At 72.4% G+C, this 13167-nt stretch carries 9 protein-coding genes, 2 tRNA genes and 1 other RNA gene; 6 read left to right on the top strand and 6 right to left on the bottom strand.

Annotation, left to right across the window (positions count from 1 at the left end; genetic code table 11):
• The first annotated feature begins 95 nt into the window (after positions 1-95).
• The 5 genes from ACQKIP_RS13500 to ACQKIP_RS13480 all read left to right on the top strand — a co-directional run bounded on the left by ACQKIP_RS13500 (position 96) and on the right by ACQKIP_RS13480 (position 3854).
• On the top strand, positions 96-1076 hold the full coding sequence (locus tag ACQKIP_RS13500) for an ABC transporter ATP-binding protein (RefSeq protein WP_365861474.1): 981 nt from the start codon (positions 96-98) through the stop codon (positions 1074-1076).
• Positions 1073-1867: an ABC transporter permease gene (locus ACQKIP_RS13495; protein ID WP_365861472.1), complete on the top strand. Its 795-nt coding sequence runs from the start codon at positions 1073-1075 to the stop codon at positions 1865-1867. The genes ACQKIP_RS13500 and ACQKIP_RS13495 overlap by 4 nt, the downstream gene beginning before the upstream one ends.
• 14 nt (positions 1868-1881) lie before the next feature.
• Positions 1882-3150 carry a sensor histidine kinase gene (locus tag ACQKIP_RS13490; protein ID WP_365861471.1) on the top strand — a complete coding sequence of 423 codons (1269 nt, stop codon included), beginning with the start codon at positions 1882-1884 and terminating at the stop codon, positions 3148-3150.
• Positions 3147-3755 carry a response regulator transcription factor gene (locus ACQKIP_RS13485; protein WP_365861469.1) on the top strand — a complete coding sequence of 203 codons (609 nt, stop codon included), beginning with the start codon at positions 3147-3149 and terminating at the stop codon, positions 3753-3755. Before ACQKIP_RS13490 ends, ACQKIP_RS13485 begins: the two co-directional genes overlap by 4 nt.
• A gap of 23 nt (positions 3756-3778) precedes the next feature.
• Positions 3779-3854: transfer RNA gene (locus ACQKIP_RS13480), tRNA-Gly, on the top strand.
• 72 nt (positions 3855-3926) lie between these two features.
• Here the strand turns inward: ACQKIP_RS13480 and ACQKIP_RS13475 are convergent.
• The 6 genes from ACQKIP_RS13475 to ffs form a co-directional block, all read right to left on the bottom strand.
• The gene (locus ACQKIP_RS13475; protein ID WP_365861468.1) at positions 3927-4823 is read right to left on the bottom strand and encodes a phosphoribosylaminoimidazolesuccinocarboxamide synthase; all 897 of its coding nucleotides are present in this window, start codon (positions 4821-4823) and stop codon (positions 3927-3929) included.
• An 84-nt stretch (positions 4824-4907) separates the two neighbouring features.
• Positions 4908-6404 carry a N,N-dimethylformamidase beta subunit family domain-containing protein gene (locus tag ACQKIP_RS13470; protein WP_365861466.1) on the bottom strand — a complete coding sequence of 499 codons (1497 nt, stop codon included), beginning with the start codon at positions 6402-6404 and terminating at the stop codon, positions 4908-4910.
• A gap of 331 nt (positions 6405-6735) precedes the next feature.
• Complete coding sequence (locus tag ACQKIP_RS13465) at positions 6736-8631, bottom strand: hypothetical protein (RefSeq protein ID WP_365861465.1); 1896 nt, start codon at positions 8629-8631, stop codon at positions 6736-6738.
• A 334-nt stretch (positions 8632-8965) separates the two neighbouring features.
• Entirely contained in the window at positions 8966-10219 is a 1254-nt protein-coding gene (purD, locus tag ACQKIP_RS13460) for a phosphoribosylamine--glycine ligase (protein WP_365861463.1), read from the bottom strand.
• Between the two features lie 224 nt (positions 10220-10443).
• Positions 10444-12741: a DNA polymerase III subunit gamma and tau gene (locus ACQKIP_RS13455; protein ID WP_365861461.1), complete on the bottom strand. Its 2298-nt coding sequence runs from the start codon at positions 12739-12741 to the stop codon at positions 10444-10446.
• A 44-nt stretch (positions 12742-12785) separates the two neighbouring features.
• Positions 12786-12884, bottom strand: an RNA gene (gene ffs / locus ACQKIP_RS13450) — signal recognition particle sRNA small type.
• Positions 12885-13015: 131 nt separating this feature from the next.
• Between ffs and ACQKIP_RS13445 the strand changes: the two genes are divergently transcribed.
• Positions 13016-13103: transfer RNA gene (locus tag ACQKIP_RS13445), tRNA-Ser, on the top strand.
• The last annotated feature ends 64 nt before the right edge of the window (positions 13104-13167 follow it).

The raw sequence follows: 13167 nt of genomic DNA, 5'->3' as shown, positions 1-13167 counted from the left end.
GCCTTCTTCGTGTCTCCCCCGCTTCTGACATTTGTCATGCGAGCCGGTGACAGCGCGCACTGCTCCGGCGGCCGGGAGCGGGGGACGCTTCTGTCATGACTGACCAAGTGATCGACGTGACCGATCTGCGGCGCGTGTACGGGGGCGGTTTCGAGGCGGTCCGGGGAGTCTCGTTCTCCGTCGGACGAGGTGAGCTCTTCGCACTGCTCGGGACGAACGGCGCGGGCAAGACCTCCACCCTCGAACTCCTCGAAGGGCTAGCCGCACCCGCCGGGGGGCGGGTGCGGGTGCTCGGCCACGATCCGTACGCCGAACGCGGCGACGTCCGCCACCGGATCGGCGTCATGCTCCAGGAGGGCGGATTCCCCTCCGAACTGACCGTCGCCGAGACCGCCCGGATGTGGGCCGGGTGCACCAGCGGCGCCCGTCCCGTGGCGGAAGCCCTGGACATCGTGGGGCTCGGCAAGCGCTCCGGCGTCCGCGTGAAGATGCTGTCCGGCGGCGAGAAGCGGCGCCTTGATCTCGCGACGGCGCTCATCGGGAAGCCCGAAGTGCTCTTCCTCGACGAACCGACGACCGGGCTCGACGCCGAAGGGCGCCGCGAGACCTGGGAATTGGTACGGGCCCTGCGCGACGGCGGCACGACCGTGCTGCTCACCACGCACTACCTCGAAGAGGCCGAGAACCTCGCCGACCGGCTCGCGATCATGCACGAGGGGCGCATCGCGGCCTCGGGACGGGTCGCCGACGTGGTGGCCGAGCAGCCGTCGCACGTCTCCTTCGAGCTGCCCACCGGGTACTTCGTCGGAGATCTGCCGCCGCTCGCCGAACTCGGGGTGAGCGATCACGAGGTGGTCGGCGGCCGGGTCCGGCTGCGTACGCACGAATTGCAGCGGGCGGCGACGGGGCTGCTCCTGTGGGCGCGGGACGCCGACGTCTCGCTGGGCCGGCTCGACGTGCGTGCGGCATCGCTGGAGGAGGCGTTCCTGCGGATCGCGCGGGATGCCGAGGGTGCGGCTGGTGCCGCTGGTGCCGCTGATGCGGCTGGTGTTGCGCAGAAGGAGACGGTGGCATGAGTACGACGACGATGAACCCGGTGGCGACGACGACCCCCGCCGGGCGGATGCGGTCCCTTGCGCGGGCCGAACTGACGCTGCTGGGGCGCGCCAAGGGGACACTGTTCGCGGCGCTGTTCGTGCCGCTCGTGCTGCCCTTCAGCGTGCAGCAGGCCGCGAAAGGCATGGACCTCAAGGGGACGGGGCTCTCCGTCGGGACGGTCGTGCTGCCCGGTGCCATCGGGTTCTCGCTGCTCTTCGCCGTCTACTCGGCGCTGACGGCCGTCTATGTGGCCCGCCGCGAAGAACTCGTGCTGAAGCGGCTGCGCACCGGTGAGCTGCGGGACCCGGAGATCCTCGCCGGTGCCGCGCTGCCCTCGATCGCCATCGGCGTGACGCAGTGTCTCGTCCTCGCGGTCGGCTGTGCGGTGCTGCTCGACGCGGGGGCGCCGAGCGCGCCTCATCTCGCCGTACTCGGTCTGCTGCTCGGGATCGTGATGTTCGCCGCGCTCGGCGCCGTCACCGCGGGCTTCAGCAGGTCCACGGAGTCCGCGCAGGTCATGAGCATGCCTCTGATGTTCGCTTCGATGTTCGGCTCGGGCCTCTTCATCCCCTTCGAAGTCATGCCGGACAAGCTCGCCGCCGTCTGCGAGCTGCTGCCGCTCTCGCCGGTGATCGAGCTGATCCGCGGCGGCTGGACCGGGGAGCTCTCCGGGGCCGACACCCTGGGCGCCCTGGCGCTCGCGGTGGCCTGGACCGTGGTCTCGGTGTTTGCTGTACGCCGGTGGTTCCGGTGGGAGCCGCGGCGTTGAGGAAGGGGTCAGGCGTGGTCGGTGGCCGGGTGCGGGGGTGGTGGAAGCAGGAGTGGCGGGACCGGAACAAGATCGAGAAGGTCGAGTTCCAGAGCATGGTCATGTGGCACGTCATGCCGTGGTTCTTCTTCCTCAGCTGGGCGTCCCTGCCGCTCGGCGTGAGCATGAAGCACGAGACGCTGCCGATGATCCTCGGCTGGACGCTGATCGCGGTGGCCGCCCTCCAGTGCGTGCACGTCAACCGCTCGCTGCGCCGGTCCGTCGACCACTATCTGAAGCGCGCGGGGATGCCGCGCCGCGATCTCGCAGTGGCGGGGGCCCTCATGGCCGTCGGCCTCGGGCTCGCCCTCGCCCTGACGGCGACCGACGGCGTCAAGGACGAGATGATCGGCTTCCCGCTGCTGTTCCTCGCCGTTCCCTTCGGCCAGGCACTGGGCTTCGCCGTGCCGATCCGCCGCTTCTTCGTCCACTTCGCCGCGCTCGACGTCCTGCTCGTGGGGGCGTTCGCCGCCGTCGGGGTGCGCGGCGGCGAACTCGTCGGGCTCGCCGTGATCATCGTCGTCGCCGGTCTCCTGACGCTGCTCACCTCGCGCTGCGGCGCCTGGACGCTCGCCGTGATGTGGGAGGGCGACCGCGCCCGCGAGGTCGAGGCGCGGCTCGCGGTGGCCGAGGAGCGGCTGCGCTTCGGGCGTGACCTGCACGACGTGATGGGGCGCAATCTGGCGGTCATCGCGCTGAAGAGCGAACTCGCGGTGCAGCTCGCGAGGCGTGGGCGCCCCGAGGCGGTCGACCAGATGGTCGAGGTGCAGCGGATCGCGCGGGAGTCGCAGCGGGAGGTGCGGGAAGTGGTGCGGGGCTATCGCGAGGCCGACCTCGCGGTCGAACTCGCCGGTGCGCAGGGCGTACTGGAGGCGGCGGGAATCGACTGCCGGGTGAGCGGATCGTCGGCGGGGCTGCCGGTCTCCGTGCAGTCGGCGCTGGGCTGGGTCGTACGGGAGGCGACCACCAATGTGCTGCGGCACGGGGACGCGCAGCGGTGCGACATCGTGCTGACGGTCACCGGCGAACGTACGACCCTGACGATCGAGAACGACGGGGCGCCCGAAATCGTCCCGGAGAGTACGGGGTCCGGCCTTGCCGGGCTCCGGGAGCGGCTGGCCATGGTGGACGGAACGCTGGACGTGACCTCAGGCGGCGGCACGTTCCGCCTGGCCGCTCAGGTGCCGCTGCCCCGCTCGCAGAAACCTGCGGGGGCACGGGAGCCGGAAGAGGTGGGGCTGTGAGCCTGCGTGTACTGCTCGCCGACGACGAGCACCTCATCCGGGGCGCGCTCGCCGCGCTCCTCGCCCTTGAGGACGATCTCGTCGTGGTCGCCGAGGCAGCGACGGGACCCGAGGCGCTCGCCATGGCGCGGGCCCACCGGCCCGATGTGGCCGTCCTCGATCTGGAGATGCCGGGCGCCGACGGTGTGAGTGTGGCCACATCGCTGCGCGACGAACTGCCGCACTGCCGCACGATGATCGTGACGAGTCACGGCAGACCGGGGCATCTCAAACGGGCGCTCGCGGTGGGGGTACGGGGCTTCGTGCCCAAGACCGTCAGCGCCCAGCGCCTCGCCGAGATCATCCGTACCGTTCACGCAGGTAACCGCTATGTGGACCCGGAGTTGGCCGCCGACGCGATCTCCGCGGGGGATTCGCCGCTGACCGCCCGTGAGGCCGAAGTGCTCGAACTGGCCGCCGACGGCGCGCCCGTCGCGGAGATCGCCGAGCGGGCCGCGCTGTCCCAGGGGACCGTCCGCAACTACCTCTCGTCGGCCGTCACGAAGACCGGGGCGGAGAACCGTCATGCCGCGGTGCGTCTCGCACGCCGGCGAGGTTGGGTATAGTTGGCCTCGCGCTTCGGCGCAGCGCGGACGTAGCTCAGTTGGTAGAGCGCAACCTTGCCAAGGTTGAGGTCGCCAGTTCGAACCTGGTCGTCCGCTCCACATGAAGAACCCCCGGTGCCTCGCACCGGGGGTTCTTTCGTCTGCCGCTTTCGTCTGCCGTCGCGGGCGTCCCTACCAGGGCAGGCCCGTAAGACGCTCGTACGCCTCGATGTACTTGGCGCGGGTGGCGTCCACCACGTCCTGCGGGAGCGGGGGCGGCGGCTGCTCGCTCTTGCGGTCCCAGCCGGAGGCCGGCGAGGTCAGCCAGTCGCGGACGAACTGCTTGTCGAACGACGGCTGGGCGCGGCCCGGCTGCCAGCTGTCCGCGGGCCAGAACCGGGACGAGTCCGGGGTGAGGACCTCGTCGGCGATGACAAGGGTCTCGCCGTCGAAGCCGAACTCGAACTTCGTGTCGGCGAGGATCACGCCCCGCTCGCGGGCGATGTCACGCGCGCGGCCGTAGACCGCGAGGGTCGCCTGGCGCAGCTGGGCGGCCGTCTCCGCGCCCACCTGGCGGGCCACTTCCTCGTAGCTCACGTTCTCGTCGTGCTCGCCGACCTCCGCCTTCGTGGCGGGCGTGAAGATCGGTCCCGGCAGCTCCGAGCCGTCGCTCAGGCCGTCGGGCAGCGCGAGGCCGCAGACGGTGCGCGATTCGTTGTACTCCAGCAGGCCCGAGCCCGTGAGATAGCCGCGGGCCACGCACTCGACCGGGACCATCGCCAGGGACTTGCAGACCGTGGTGCGGCCCTCCCACTCGGCGGGGGCGCCGGGCGGCAGGTCGGTGGAGATGACGTGGTTGGGGACGAGGTCGGCGAGCTGCTCGAACCACCACATGGAGAGCTGCGTGAGGACCTTGCCCTTGTCGGGGATCTCCGTGGGCAGCACCCAGTCGTAGGCGGACATGCGGTCGCTCGCGACCATCACGAGGTCGCCCGCCTCGTTGCGGTACAGGTCGCGCACCTTGCCGGTGTGCACATGCACCAGGCCCGGCACCTGAAGCGGCTCGGGCTTTTCTACGAATCCGGACACGGTTCCTCCCCGTGGTTCTGACTGAATGCTGCTGATTCTCCCGCATGGGGAGAGGGCTCGCGGCCAGGGGGATGCCGGTGAGCGTCAGTCGCGTTTGCAGATGCGGTCCAGGAGGTTGGCCGTGGCGCGCTGGACGCGGGTGTCCACATGGCCGGGGCGGTCGAGCGCCGGGGACCAGGCGAAGGTCCCGGAGGCGAAGACCAGGGCGCCGGAGGGGGCGCGGTAGAGGGACGACTCCTGGTGGCGCTTCACGCCGTCGGAGTCCTCGTACGGAGAGTGGGCGAGGAGGATGCGGTCCCGGTGCTCCGGGAGCGCGGTGCGCGGGAAATAGCGGTCGGCCTCGCCCGCGACCAGGCCCGCGATCTCGTCCTTCTCGTGCGCGCCGGTCGCCTCCCACAGCCAGTGGTCGGCGTTGCGCACGACGAGGGGGGCGGGCTCGGGGACCCGGCCCGCGTACTGGATGCCGAGGAGTTGCTGTTCGGCTTTGTCCTGCTCCCGCCAGAGGGCCGGTTTGCCGGGACCATGGCGCTTGCGGCAGGTGAGCAGGCGGTCCGCCACGCCGGACGGGGAGGGGCCCAACTCCACCTGCCAGTACATGGTGTTGGCGGAGAGGAAGACGAGGGATGTGCCGTGCTCGCGGGCCTGCTCCGTGGTGCGGCGCATGTTCGACGACCAGTACTCGTCGTGGCCCGGGAAGACCAGGCCGCGGTACCGGGTCGGGTCGATGCGGCCCGCGTGCAGGTCACGGGTGTCGGCGTACGCGAGGTCGTAGCCGTACCGCTCGGCCCAGCGGATGAAGTCGTAGGCGTGGCCGACGTGCAGGGGCAGGCCCGCGCCCGCGTACGGACGGTCGAAGGAGACCGTGTGCGCGGCCTCGCTCTCGCCCAGGAGGCGGCCCTTCTCGTCCCAGGCGTGGTAGAGGCTGGCGCCCGTGCGGCCGTCCTCGGGGTAGAGGTTGTAGGCCTGCCACGTGATGTCGGGCAGGAGCAGCAGGAGATCCGCCCGGTGGTCGTCACGGACCGTGAACGGGACGTGCGAGCGATAGCCGTCGACCGTGGTGAGGACCGCCACGTACGCCCCGACGCTCCAGTAACTCGGGATGTGGAGGCGCCAGGAGAGCCACCAGTGGTGGCAGGAGACCGTGCGGTCGGCGGTGAGCGGGGCCGGCTGGACGAGGCCGGAGAGTCGGGGGCTCGTGCTGATCTTGCTGGCGCCGTCTCCGCCGTAGTGCCCGATGCGGTAGATGTCGACGTAGAACTGCTGGGGCGGGTCGACCGTCACATGGAAGTCGATCGCCTCGCCGGGGGCCGCGGCGCCGGTGGACGCGAAGCCCTTGATCTGGCCGTGCACGTCATCGGCCGTGCGGGGGCCGTTCGTACGGACGCGGTTGCCGCGGGGCGAGGGGATGTTCTGCGCGCCGGGGGCCGGGGCGTGGTCGATGTACCAGGGAACGACCTGGCCGGTGTCGTCGAAGTAGTGCTCCGCGCCTCGGAGCCAGGGCAGGGGCCCCTGGCCGAAGGGGTCGGTCACGGCGTGCGCCAGGGCGCCCGATTCCCACCTGCGGATCTGCTCCGACCCCATGTTTGTACCCCTCCCTCACTGCTCCCCCGAGACTGCGCTGTGGTGGTGCTGTCTCCTGATGCGGCTGTTCGCCGTCCTCACGCGGCGGTGCTGCCGGCAAGTCCCGTACGGCGGACGGTCCCAGCACATCACATTACGCACGCACTCCGTCACCGTTCGTCGCTAATCGACGAGAACGGAAGGAAGCGTTCCGCGGGCCGCGCGCTGGCGGGGGCGGGACGGGGGGCAACTCGGGGCGTGGGTGGGGCCGGTGGGAGTGTCCCGGCTCGGGCCGGTCGCAGTCGGCTGGTCCCGGGCGCAGTCGGCCGGACCCGGGGCCGGTCCCCGTCGGTCAGACCAGGCGGACCGGCTTTTCCGGGCGGACTCCCAGGCGGGCGAGCCAGCCGCGCAGGGGGATCGGGTCGCCGTCCTCCACGAGGCTCATGACGTGCGGCGCGAGGTCCTTCGCGCGCTCGCCGTCGATCAGGAGGGACGGGCCGTCCAGCCAGTCGAGACCGGGGGCCGCGCCCGCCGTGTCCACGGCGGCGCAGCAGACGAGGGCCGTGACGTGGTCGGCCAGCAACTCCCTTCCCGTGCGCGGCGGCTGGAGCGGGAACAGCGGCAGCATGCCGTCGTCCCAGAGGGCGTCGTCCGGGCCCTGTCCCGTGGGCGCGGGGCGGGGCGGGGCGGCGGCTTCCTCGCGGGCGAGCTCCGCGGTCAGGCCTGCGGCGAGGCGTCCGCCGGGGCCGTCCGCGGGCTCTTCTTCTTCGGTGTCGGCGTCGGCTTCGGCGAGCGCTCCGGTGAGCGCCCCGGAGTGCGCTTCGGGGTGCGCGGCTTCGGCTTCGGTGAGGATCGCTTCGAGTTCGGCTTCGGGGTGGGCGGACCCGGCATCGGCTTCGGCCGCGGCTTCGGTGAGGTCCGGCCGGGCGGGGCCGGGGTTCTCCGCCGTCAGGTGGTCGAGTACGCGGCCCAGCGTCGGCCCGGCGGAGTCCGGTGCCGACGAGCCGGAGCGGTGGCCGACGCCCAGGGAGTCGAGGACGCGGTGGAGGCGGGCGGCGTCCATGCGCCACTTGCGGTCGACGACCTCGTCCGGATACTCCTGCCACGCCACCGGCGCCCAGTCCGGCGTCTGCTCGGCGGGTCCGCCGTGGAAAAGGCGGGCGGCGAGCAGCGAGGCCGCCTCGTCCACCGAGCCGGGCTCCTCCAGGAGGTCACAGGCGGGGCGCTCACCCAGCCGAGAGGTGAACCCCTCGGCAAGGCGGTCCCTGCGGGAGAGCTCGGTGAGGGCGGAGACCACGCCCGCGTCGAGCCGCGAAGGCCAGCGGCCCATCCGCCACGCGGGAAGCGCGACCTTGGTCAGGAGCCGGTCCCACCCGGCATACGCCAGGCCCACCTGCTCCTGGGCGACGATCCGCACCCCGTAGTCCACGGCCTGGGCGCGCTCGGCGGCGGCTGCCGCGACCCCGCGCTCCATCTCGCCGGCGTGCCCCCGGCAGCTGCGCAGGAGCAGCCGCGTCACCCAGCCGACGCCGCCGAGGACCGTACGCACGAGCGGGCCGCGCCCCGGAGCGGAGCTGACCGCGACCGCCGCGTCGAGACCGCGGATGAAGCGCCGGGCCGCGGCTATGTCGGGATGCGCCGAGGGGCCCGTGCCCGCGACGACCGGGGCGAGCACCGCGCGCAGCTCGCCGACCCGCATCCACCACAGGAAGGGGGAGCCGATGACGAGCACCGGAGCCACGGGGGCCTGGCGGCGGGGGCCGGGTCGGCCGTCCCGGACGCCATGGGCCGGGTCCTTCGCCGATGCCGGTCCTGATGTCTCCGCGGGCGGGCCGTGGGCGGGGTGGGTGCGGTCCTCCAGCCAGCTGTCGCAGTCCGGGGTGAGCGCTATCGCCGACGGTGCGGGCACGTCCAGGCGGTCGGCGAGGTCGCGCACCAGGCGGTACAGATCGGGGGCCGAGCTCTCGGTGATCGGGACCGTCGGGCTGACGGCGGGCCTGGAGCGGGCGATCACGAGCGCGACGCCCGCGGCGGCGAGCAGCACGAGGACGGCGACGGCGATCACGATGCCGCGCACGACGTCCCAACTGCCGCCGCTCATATGGCCCGTGGTCCCACCGGCGATCAGCACGACGGCGACGGCCGCTGGCAGCAGTGCGACGGCAACGGCCCTGCTGCGGATGCGCAGCACGGCGAGCGCCTGGGAACGCGCTGACTGCACGCCCACGTCCACACCCGTACCTGACACGACCGATGTCACCCCCTGCTGCCTGTGCCGCCTGCTGCCCGGCCGGGGGCCGGGTCGCCGGGCGGACGGCAGCCGCCGATGGATTTGCTCACTCCCCCACTGTGGCACCCGCCACCGACATCGCAATGCCGGTGGTCTGTTTGGCTCTGGGCACCTGAACCGCTTGCGCCGCACCCTAGTTGGGGTGTCGGGCATCGTCAGCCGGATGGGCGAGCGGTCACTCGATCGAATGGCTTTGGGCAGAGGTGTATGAGGGTGGCAAGGCGATTACGGGACGAACAAGGCCCCGGATCCGCTGTCGGATCCGGGGCCCGTGAGCCGTTGCCGCCTCTGGTTACGCCTCGGCCGCCGCCTTCGCCGCGATGTCCGTGCGGTGCTGGGAGCCGTCGAGGCGGATGCGGGACAGCGCCGCGTACGCACGCTCGCGCGCCGCCGTCAGGTCCGTGCCGGTGGCCGTCACGGAGAGCACACGGCCGCCCGCGCTGACCACGGAGTCGCCGTCGCGCTTCGTCCCGGCGTGCAGGACGTACGCGTGGGGGGCATCCTGTGCCGCCACGTCGCCGAGCCCCTCGATGGGGTCGCCGGTGCGCGGCGTACCGGGGTAGTTGTGCGAGGCGATGACCACCGTCACCGCGGCGTCGTCGCTCCAGCGCAGCGGGGGGAGGTCGGCGAGGGTGCCGTTCGCGGCGGCAAGCAGGACTCCGGCGAGCGGGGTCTTCAGGCGGGCGAGGACGACCTGGGTCTCGGGGTCGCCGAAGCGGGCGTTGAACTCGATGACGCGTACGCCGCGGCTGGTGATCGCGAGGCCCGCGTAAAGCAGCCCCGCGAAGGGGGTGCCCCGGCGGCGCAGCTCGTCGACGGTCGGCTGGAGCACGCTCTCCATGACCTCGTCGACCAGCTTCGGGTCGGCCCACGGGAGGGGCGAGTAGGCGCCCATGCCGCCGGTGTTCGGGCCTTCGTCGCCGTCGAGCGCGCGCTTGAAGTCCTGCGCGGGCTGGAGCGGGACGACGGTGACGCCGTCCGTGACGGCGAAGAGGGAGACCTCGGGGCCGTCGAGGAACTCCTCGATGACGACGCGGTCGCAGGCGAGGGCGTGGGCGCGGGCGGCCTCGACGTCGTCGGTCACGACGACGCCCTTGCCCGCGGCGAGACCGTCGTCCTTGACGACGTACGGCGCTCCGAAGGCGTCGAGGGCCTTGTCGATCTCTTCCGGGGTCGTGCAGACGTAGGACCGGGCGGTGGGCACCTGGGCGCCCGCCATCACGTCCTTGGCGAAGGCCTTGGAACCCTCCAGCCGGGCGGCCTCCTCGGACGGCCCGAAGCAGGGGATTCCGGCGTCGCGTACGGCGTCGGCGACTCCGGCGACCAGGGGCGCCTCCGGGCCCACGATCACCAGGTCGGCGCCGAGCCGGGTGGCCAGGGCGGCCACCGCGCTGCCGTCGAGGGCGTCGACCGGGTGCAACTCGGCCGCGTCCGCGATGCCGGCGTTGCCGGGGGCGCAGTACAGGGCGGAGACGTCGGGGTCGAGGGACAGAGAGCGGCACAGGGCGTGTTCGCGGGCACCACTGCCGATGACGAGGACCTTCACGGGCGTCAGCCTAGCTGGCGTGGCCCAGTGCGTTCGTACAGGAGCCCCAGCTCCAGCGCCCTCCCCGCTTGTACGTTCCTCCAGCCCCAGCCGCTTGACTTGCACTCCCCGGCTCCGGGTATCCGTCTTCGTCTGCGGCTCGGCTCCACGCTGGCCTGCCGCTCCGCGGCGGATCTTTCGCGCCCACCCACCCGATTGCCCCGGATGACGCCCGGGCCCCGGGATCAGGGTTCGTTGTTGTATTCCTCGAGGATTGTTGCGCCCAGTTCGCGGACGATCAGGTCGTGGCCGGAGAGGGCCGACTCGACCAGGTCGGGGTCGTCGTCCGCCGGGATGTCGTCCTCCGCGGAGACATGCTCAGGGGCACGGCGCTCCGGAGCGGGCGCGGGAGCCGGGGCCGGCGTCCGGTTCGCGGCGGGCGGCGGGGACGGCTGCTGGGGCTGCGGAGCCGGGCGCGAGGGGGGCGGCGCGCTGCCCCCGAAGTTGCCCGCGGCGGGCGGCGGCGCCGAGCCCCCCGAGGGGTCGACGATCGCCTCGACCTTCCACTGCACCCCGAACTGCTCCGAAAGCGCCTGCCGCAGCACATCCTCGCTGCCGCTGCTCGCGAAGTTGTCCCGCGCCCCCGCGTTCACGAAGCCGATCTGGAGCGTCGTCCCGTCGAAGCCCGCCACCTGGGCGTTCTGGCTCAGCAGGATCCAGGTGAAGCGGCGGCGCCCCTTCACCGCGTCGAGGATGTTGGGCCACAGGGAACGCGGGTCGGGCCCGCCCACGGGAGCCGCCTGGGCCGGGGCAGGCGCAGGGGCCGGTGCGGGAGCCGGGGAGGCCGCCGGAGCGGGCGTCGCCTGCGCGGGCTGCTGCGGAGCCGGAGCACCGCCGCCCGCCGCCGCGGCCGTGGGCCAGCCGCCGGGGCGGGGGGCCGCCGGCGGCGGAGTGGCAGCGGCAGGAGCAGACGCAGGGGCAGCGGCGCTCGACGGGCCGCTGCCCGGCGCCGACGCCGTGGGCCACCCGCCGGGCCGCCGCTCACCGGCCGGCGGCGCGGCAGCCGCCTCCGGAGGAGCAGCCGGAGCCGCCGGGGCAGCCGGAGCAGCCGGAGCCTCCTGAACCGGCGGAGCCACCGGCTCAGGAGCGGGCGCAGGCGTAGGAGCAGGCGCAGCAGGAGCCCCCGGCCCCCCGCCCCGCACAGCCGCCCGCGCAGCCGCAGCCCCGCCCCCCGGCGCAACCTGCGGAGCACCCTGCGGCGCACCCTGCGGAGCACCAGCACCCGAAGGCATCGCGCCCCCCGGCTGCTGCACCCCCGCATGCGCCTCGGGACCGGGCGCGTACCCCATGGCCGGGCCGCCCCCCTGCCCCGCCGCCACGAAGTTGCCGCCGCGCTCAAGGCGGTCCAGGCGGGCCATGAGCGAGCGCTCGTCGTCGTACGCGGCCGGGAGCAGCACGCGGGCGCAGATCAGTTCGAGCTGGAGCCGGGGCGACGTCGCACCCCGCATCTCCGTGAGGCCTTCGTTGAGGAGGTCGGCCGCGCGGCTGAGCTCCGCGCCGCCGAAGACGCCCGCCTGTGCCTGCATCCGCTCCACGACGTCCGACGGGGCGTCGATGAGCCCCTTCTCCGCCGCGTCCGGAACCGCAGCGAGGATCACCAGGTCCCGCAGCCGCTCCAGGAGGTCGGCGACAAAGCGCCGCGGGTCGTTCCCGCCCTCGATGACGCGGTCGACGACCTCGAAGGCGGCCGCCCCGTCCCCCGAAGCGAAGGCCTCGACCACGGAGTCGAGCAACGACCCGTCCGTGTAGCCCAGGAGGGACGTCGCCATGGCATACGTCACACCGTCCGACGCCGCACCGGCGAGGAGCTGGTCCATGACGGACATCGAGTCACGCACGGACCCGGCACCGGCCCGCACGACCAGCGGGAACACGCCCTCCTCGACGGTCATCTGCTCCCGGCCGCACACCTCCGCCAGATACTCGCGCAGCGTCCCCGGCGGCACGAGCCGGAAGGGGTAGTGGTGCGTGCGCGAGCGGATCGTCCCGATGACCTTCTCGGGCTCCGTCGTCGCGAAGATGAACTTGAGATGCTCCGGCGGCTCCTCGACCACCTTCAGGAGGGCGTTGAAGCCCGCCGAGGTGACCATGTGGGCCTCGTCGATGATGTAGATCTTGTACCGACTCGACGCGGGTCCGAAGAAGGCCTTCTCGCGCAGGTCACGGGCGTCGTCCACGCCTCCGTGCGAAGCAGCGTCGATCTCGATGACGTCGATCGAACCCGGCCCGTTCCGTGCCAGGTCCCGGCAGGACTGGCACTCGCCGCAGGGCGTGGGAGTGGGACCTTGCTCACAGTTGAGGCAGCGGGCCAGGATGCGCGCGCTGGTCGTCTTGCCGCAGCCGCGCGGACCACTGAACAGGTAGGCGTGATTGACCCGGTTGTTGCGCAGCGCCTGCTGCAGCGGGTCGGTTACATGCTCCTGCCCGATGACCTCGGCGAACGACTCCGGGCGATAGCGGCGGTACAACGCGAGAGACGACACGCATACGAGGTTAATGGCGACCACTGACAACCTGGACCGCCCCAACGCAAAGCGCCCCCCACGCACCCGCCAGAGCCAACCTACCCTTGCTGCCTTCCGGCCCTGGGGGAGTTCAGTCAGATAGCGCCACGTGAGGGGCTGACGCCCACCTTAGCGGATCCCCGGCGGCCGAAGCGACGCCGGGAGGCGGCGATCTGACCTCGGGGTGACCCCGGGGAGCCGCCGAGTGGATCGTGTTCGCGAGCACTCCCCAACGTCTTGTATTGTTTGCGGCGGAGGATTCGCCTAGTGGCCTAGGGCGCACGCTTGGAAAGCGTGTTGGGGGCAACCCCTCACGAGTTCGAATCTCGTATCCTCCGCCATTGCTCTCACCGGGCAATACGACGAAGGCCCCCGCTGTTCGCAGCGGGGGCCTTCGTCGTTGGT

This window comes from Streptomyces sp. NPDC059900, assembly GCF_050270335.1.
Lineage (GTDB): Bacteria > Actinomycetota > Actinomycetes > Streptomycetales > Streptomycetaceae > Streptomyces.
This window is presented reverse-complemented; position numbering and strand designations above follow the sequence as displayed.

Coding starts and splice junctions, on each gene's coding strand:
- ACQKIP_RS13500 (WP_365861474.1), top strand. CDS start 96: ATGACTGACCAAGTGATCGACGTGACCGATCTGCGGCGCGTGTACGGG.
- ACQKIP_RS13495 (WP_365861472.1), top strand. CDS start 1,073: ATGAGTACGACGACGATGAACCCGGTGGCGACGACGACCCCCGCCGGG.
- ACQKIP_RS13470 (WP_365861466.1), bottom strand. CDS start 6,404: ATGGGGTCGGAGCAGATCCGCAGGTGGGAATCGGGCGCCCTGGCGCAC.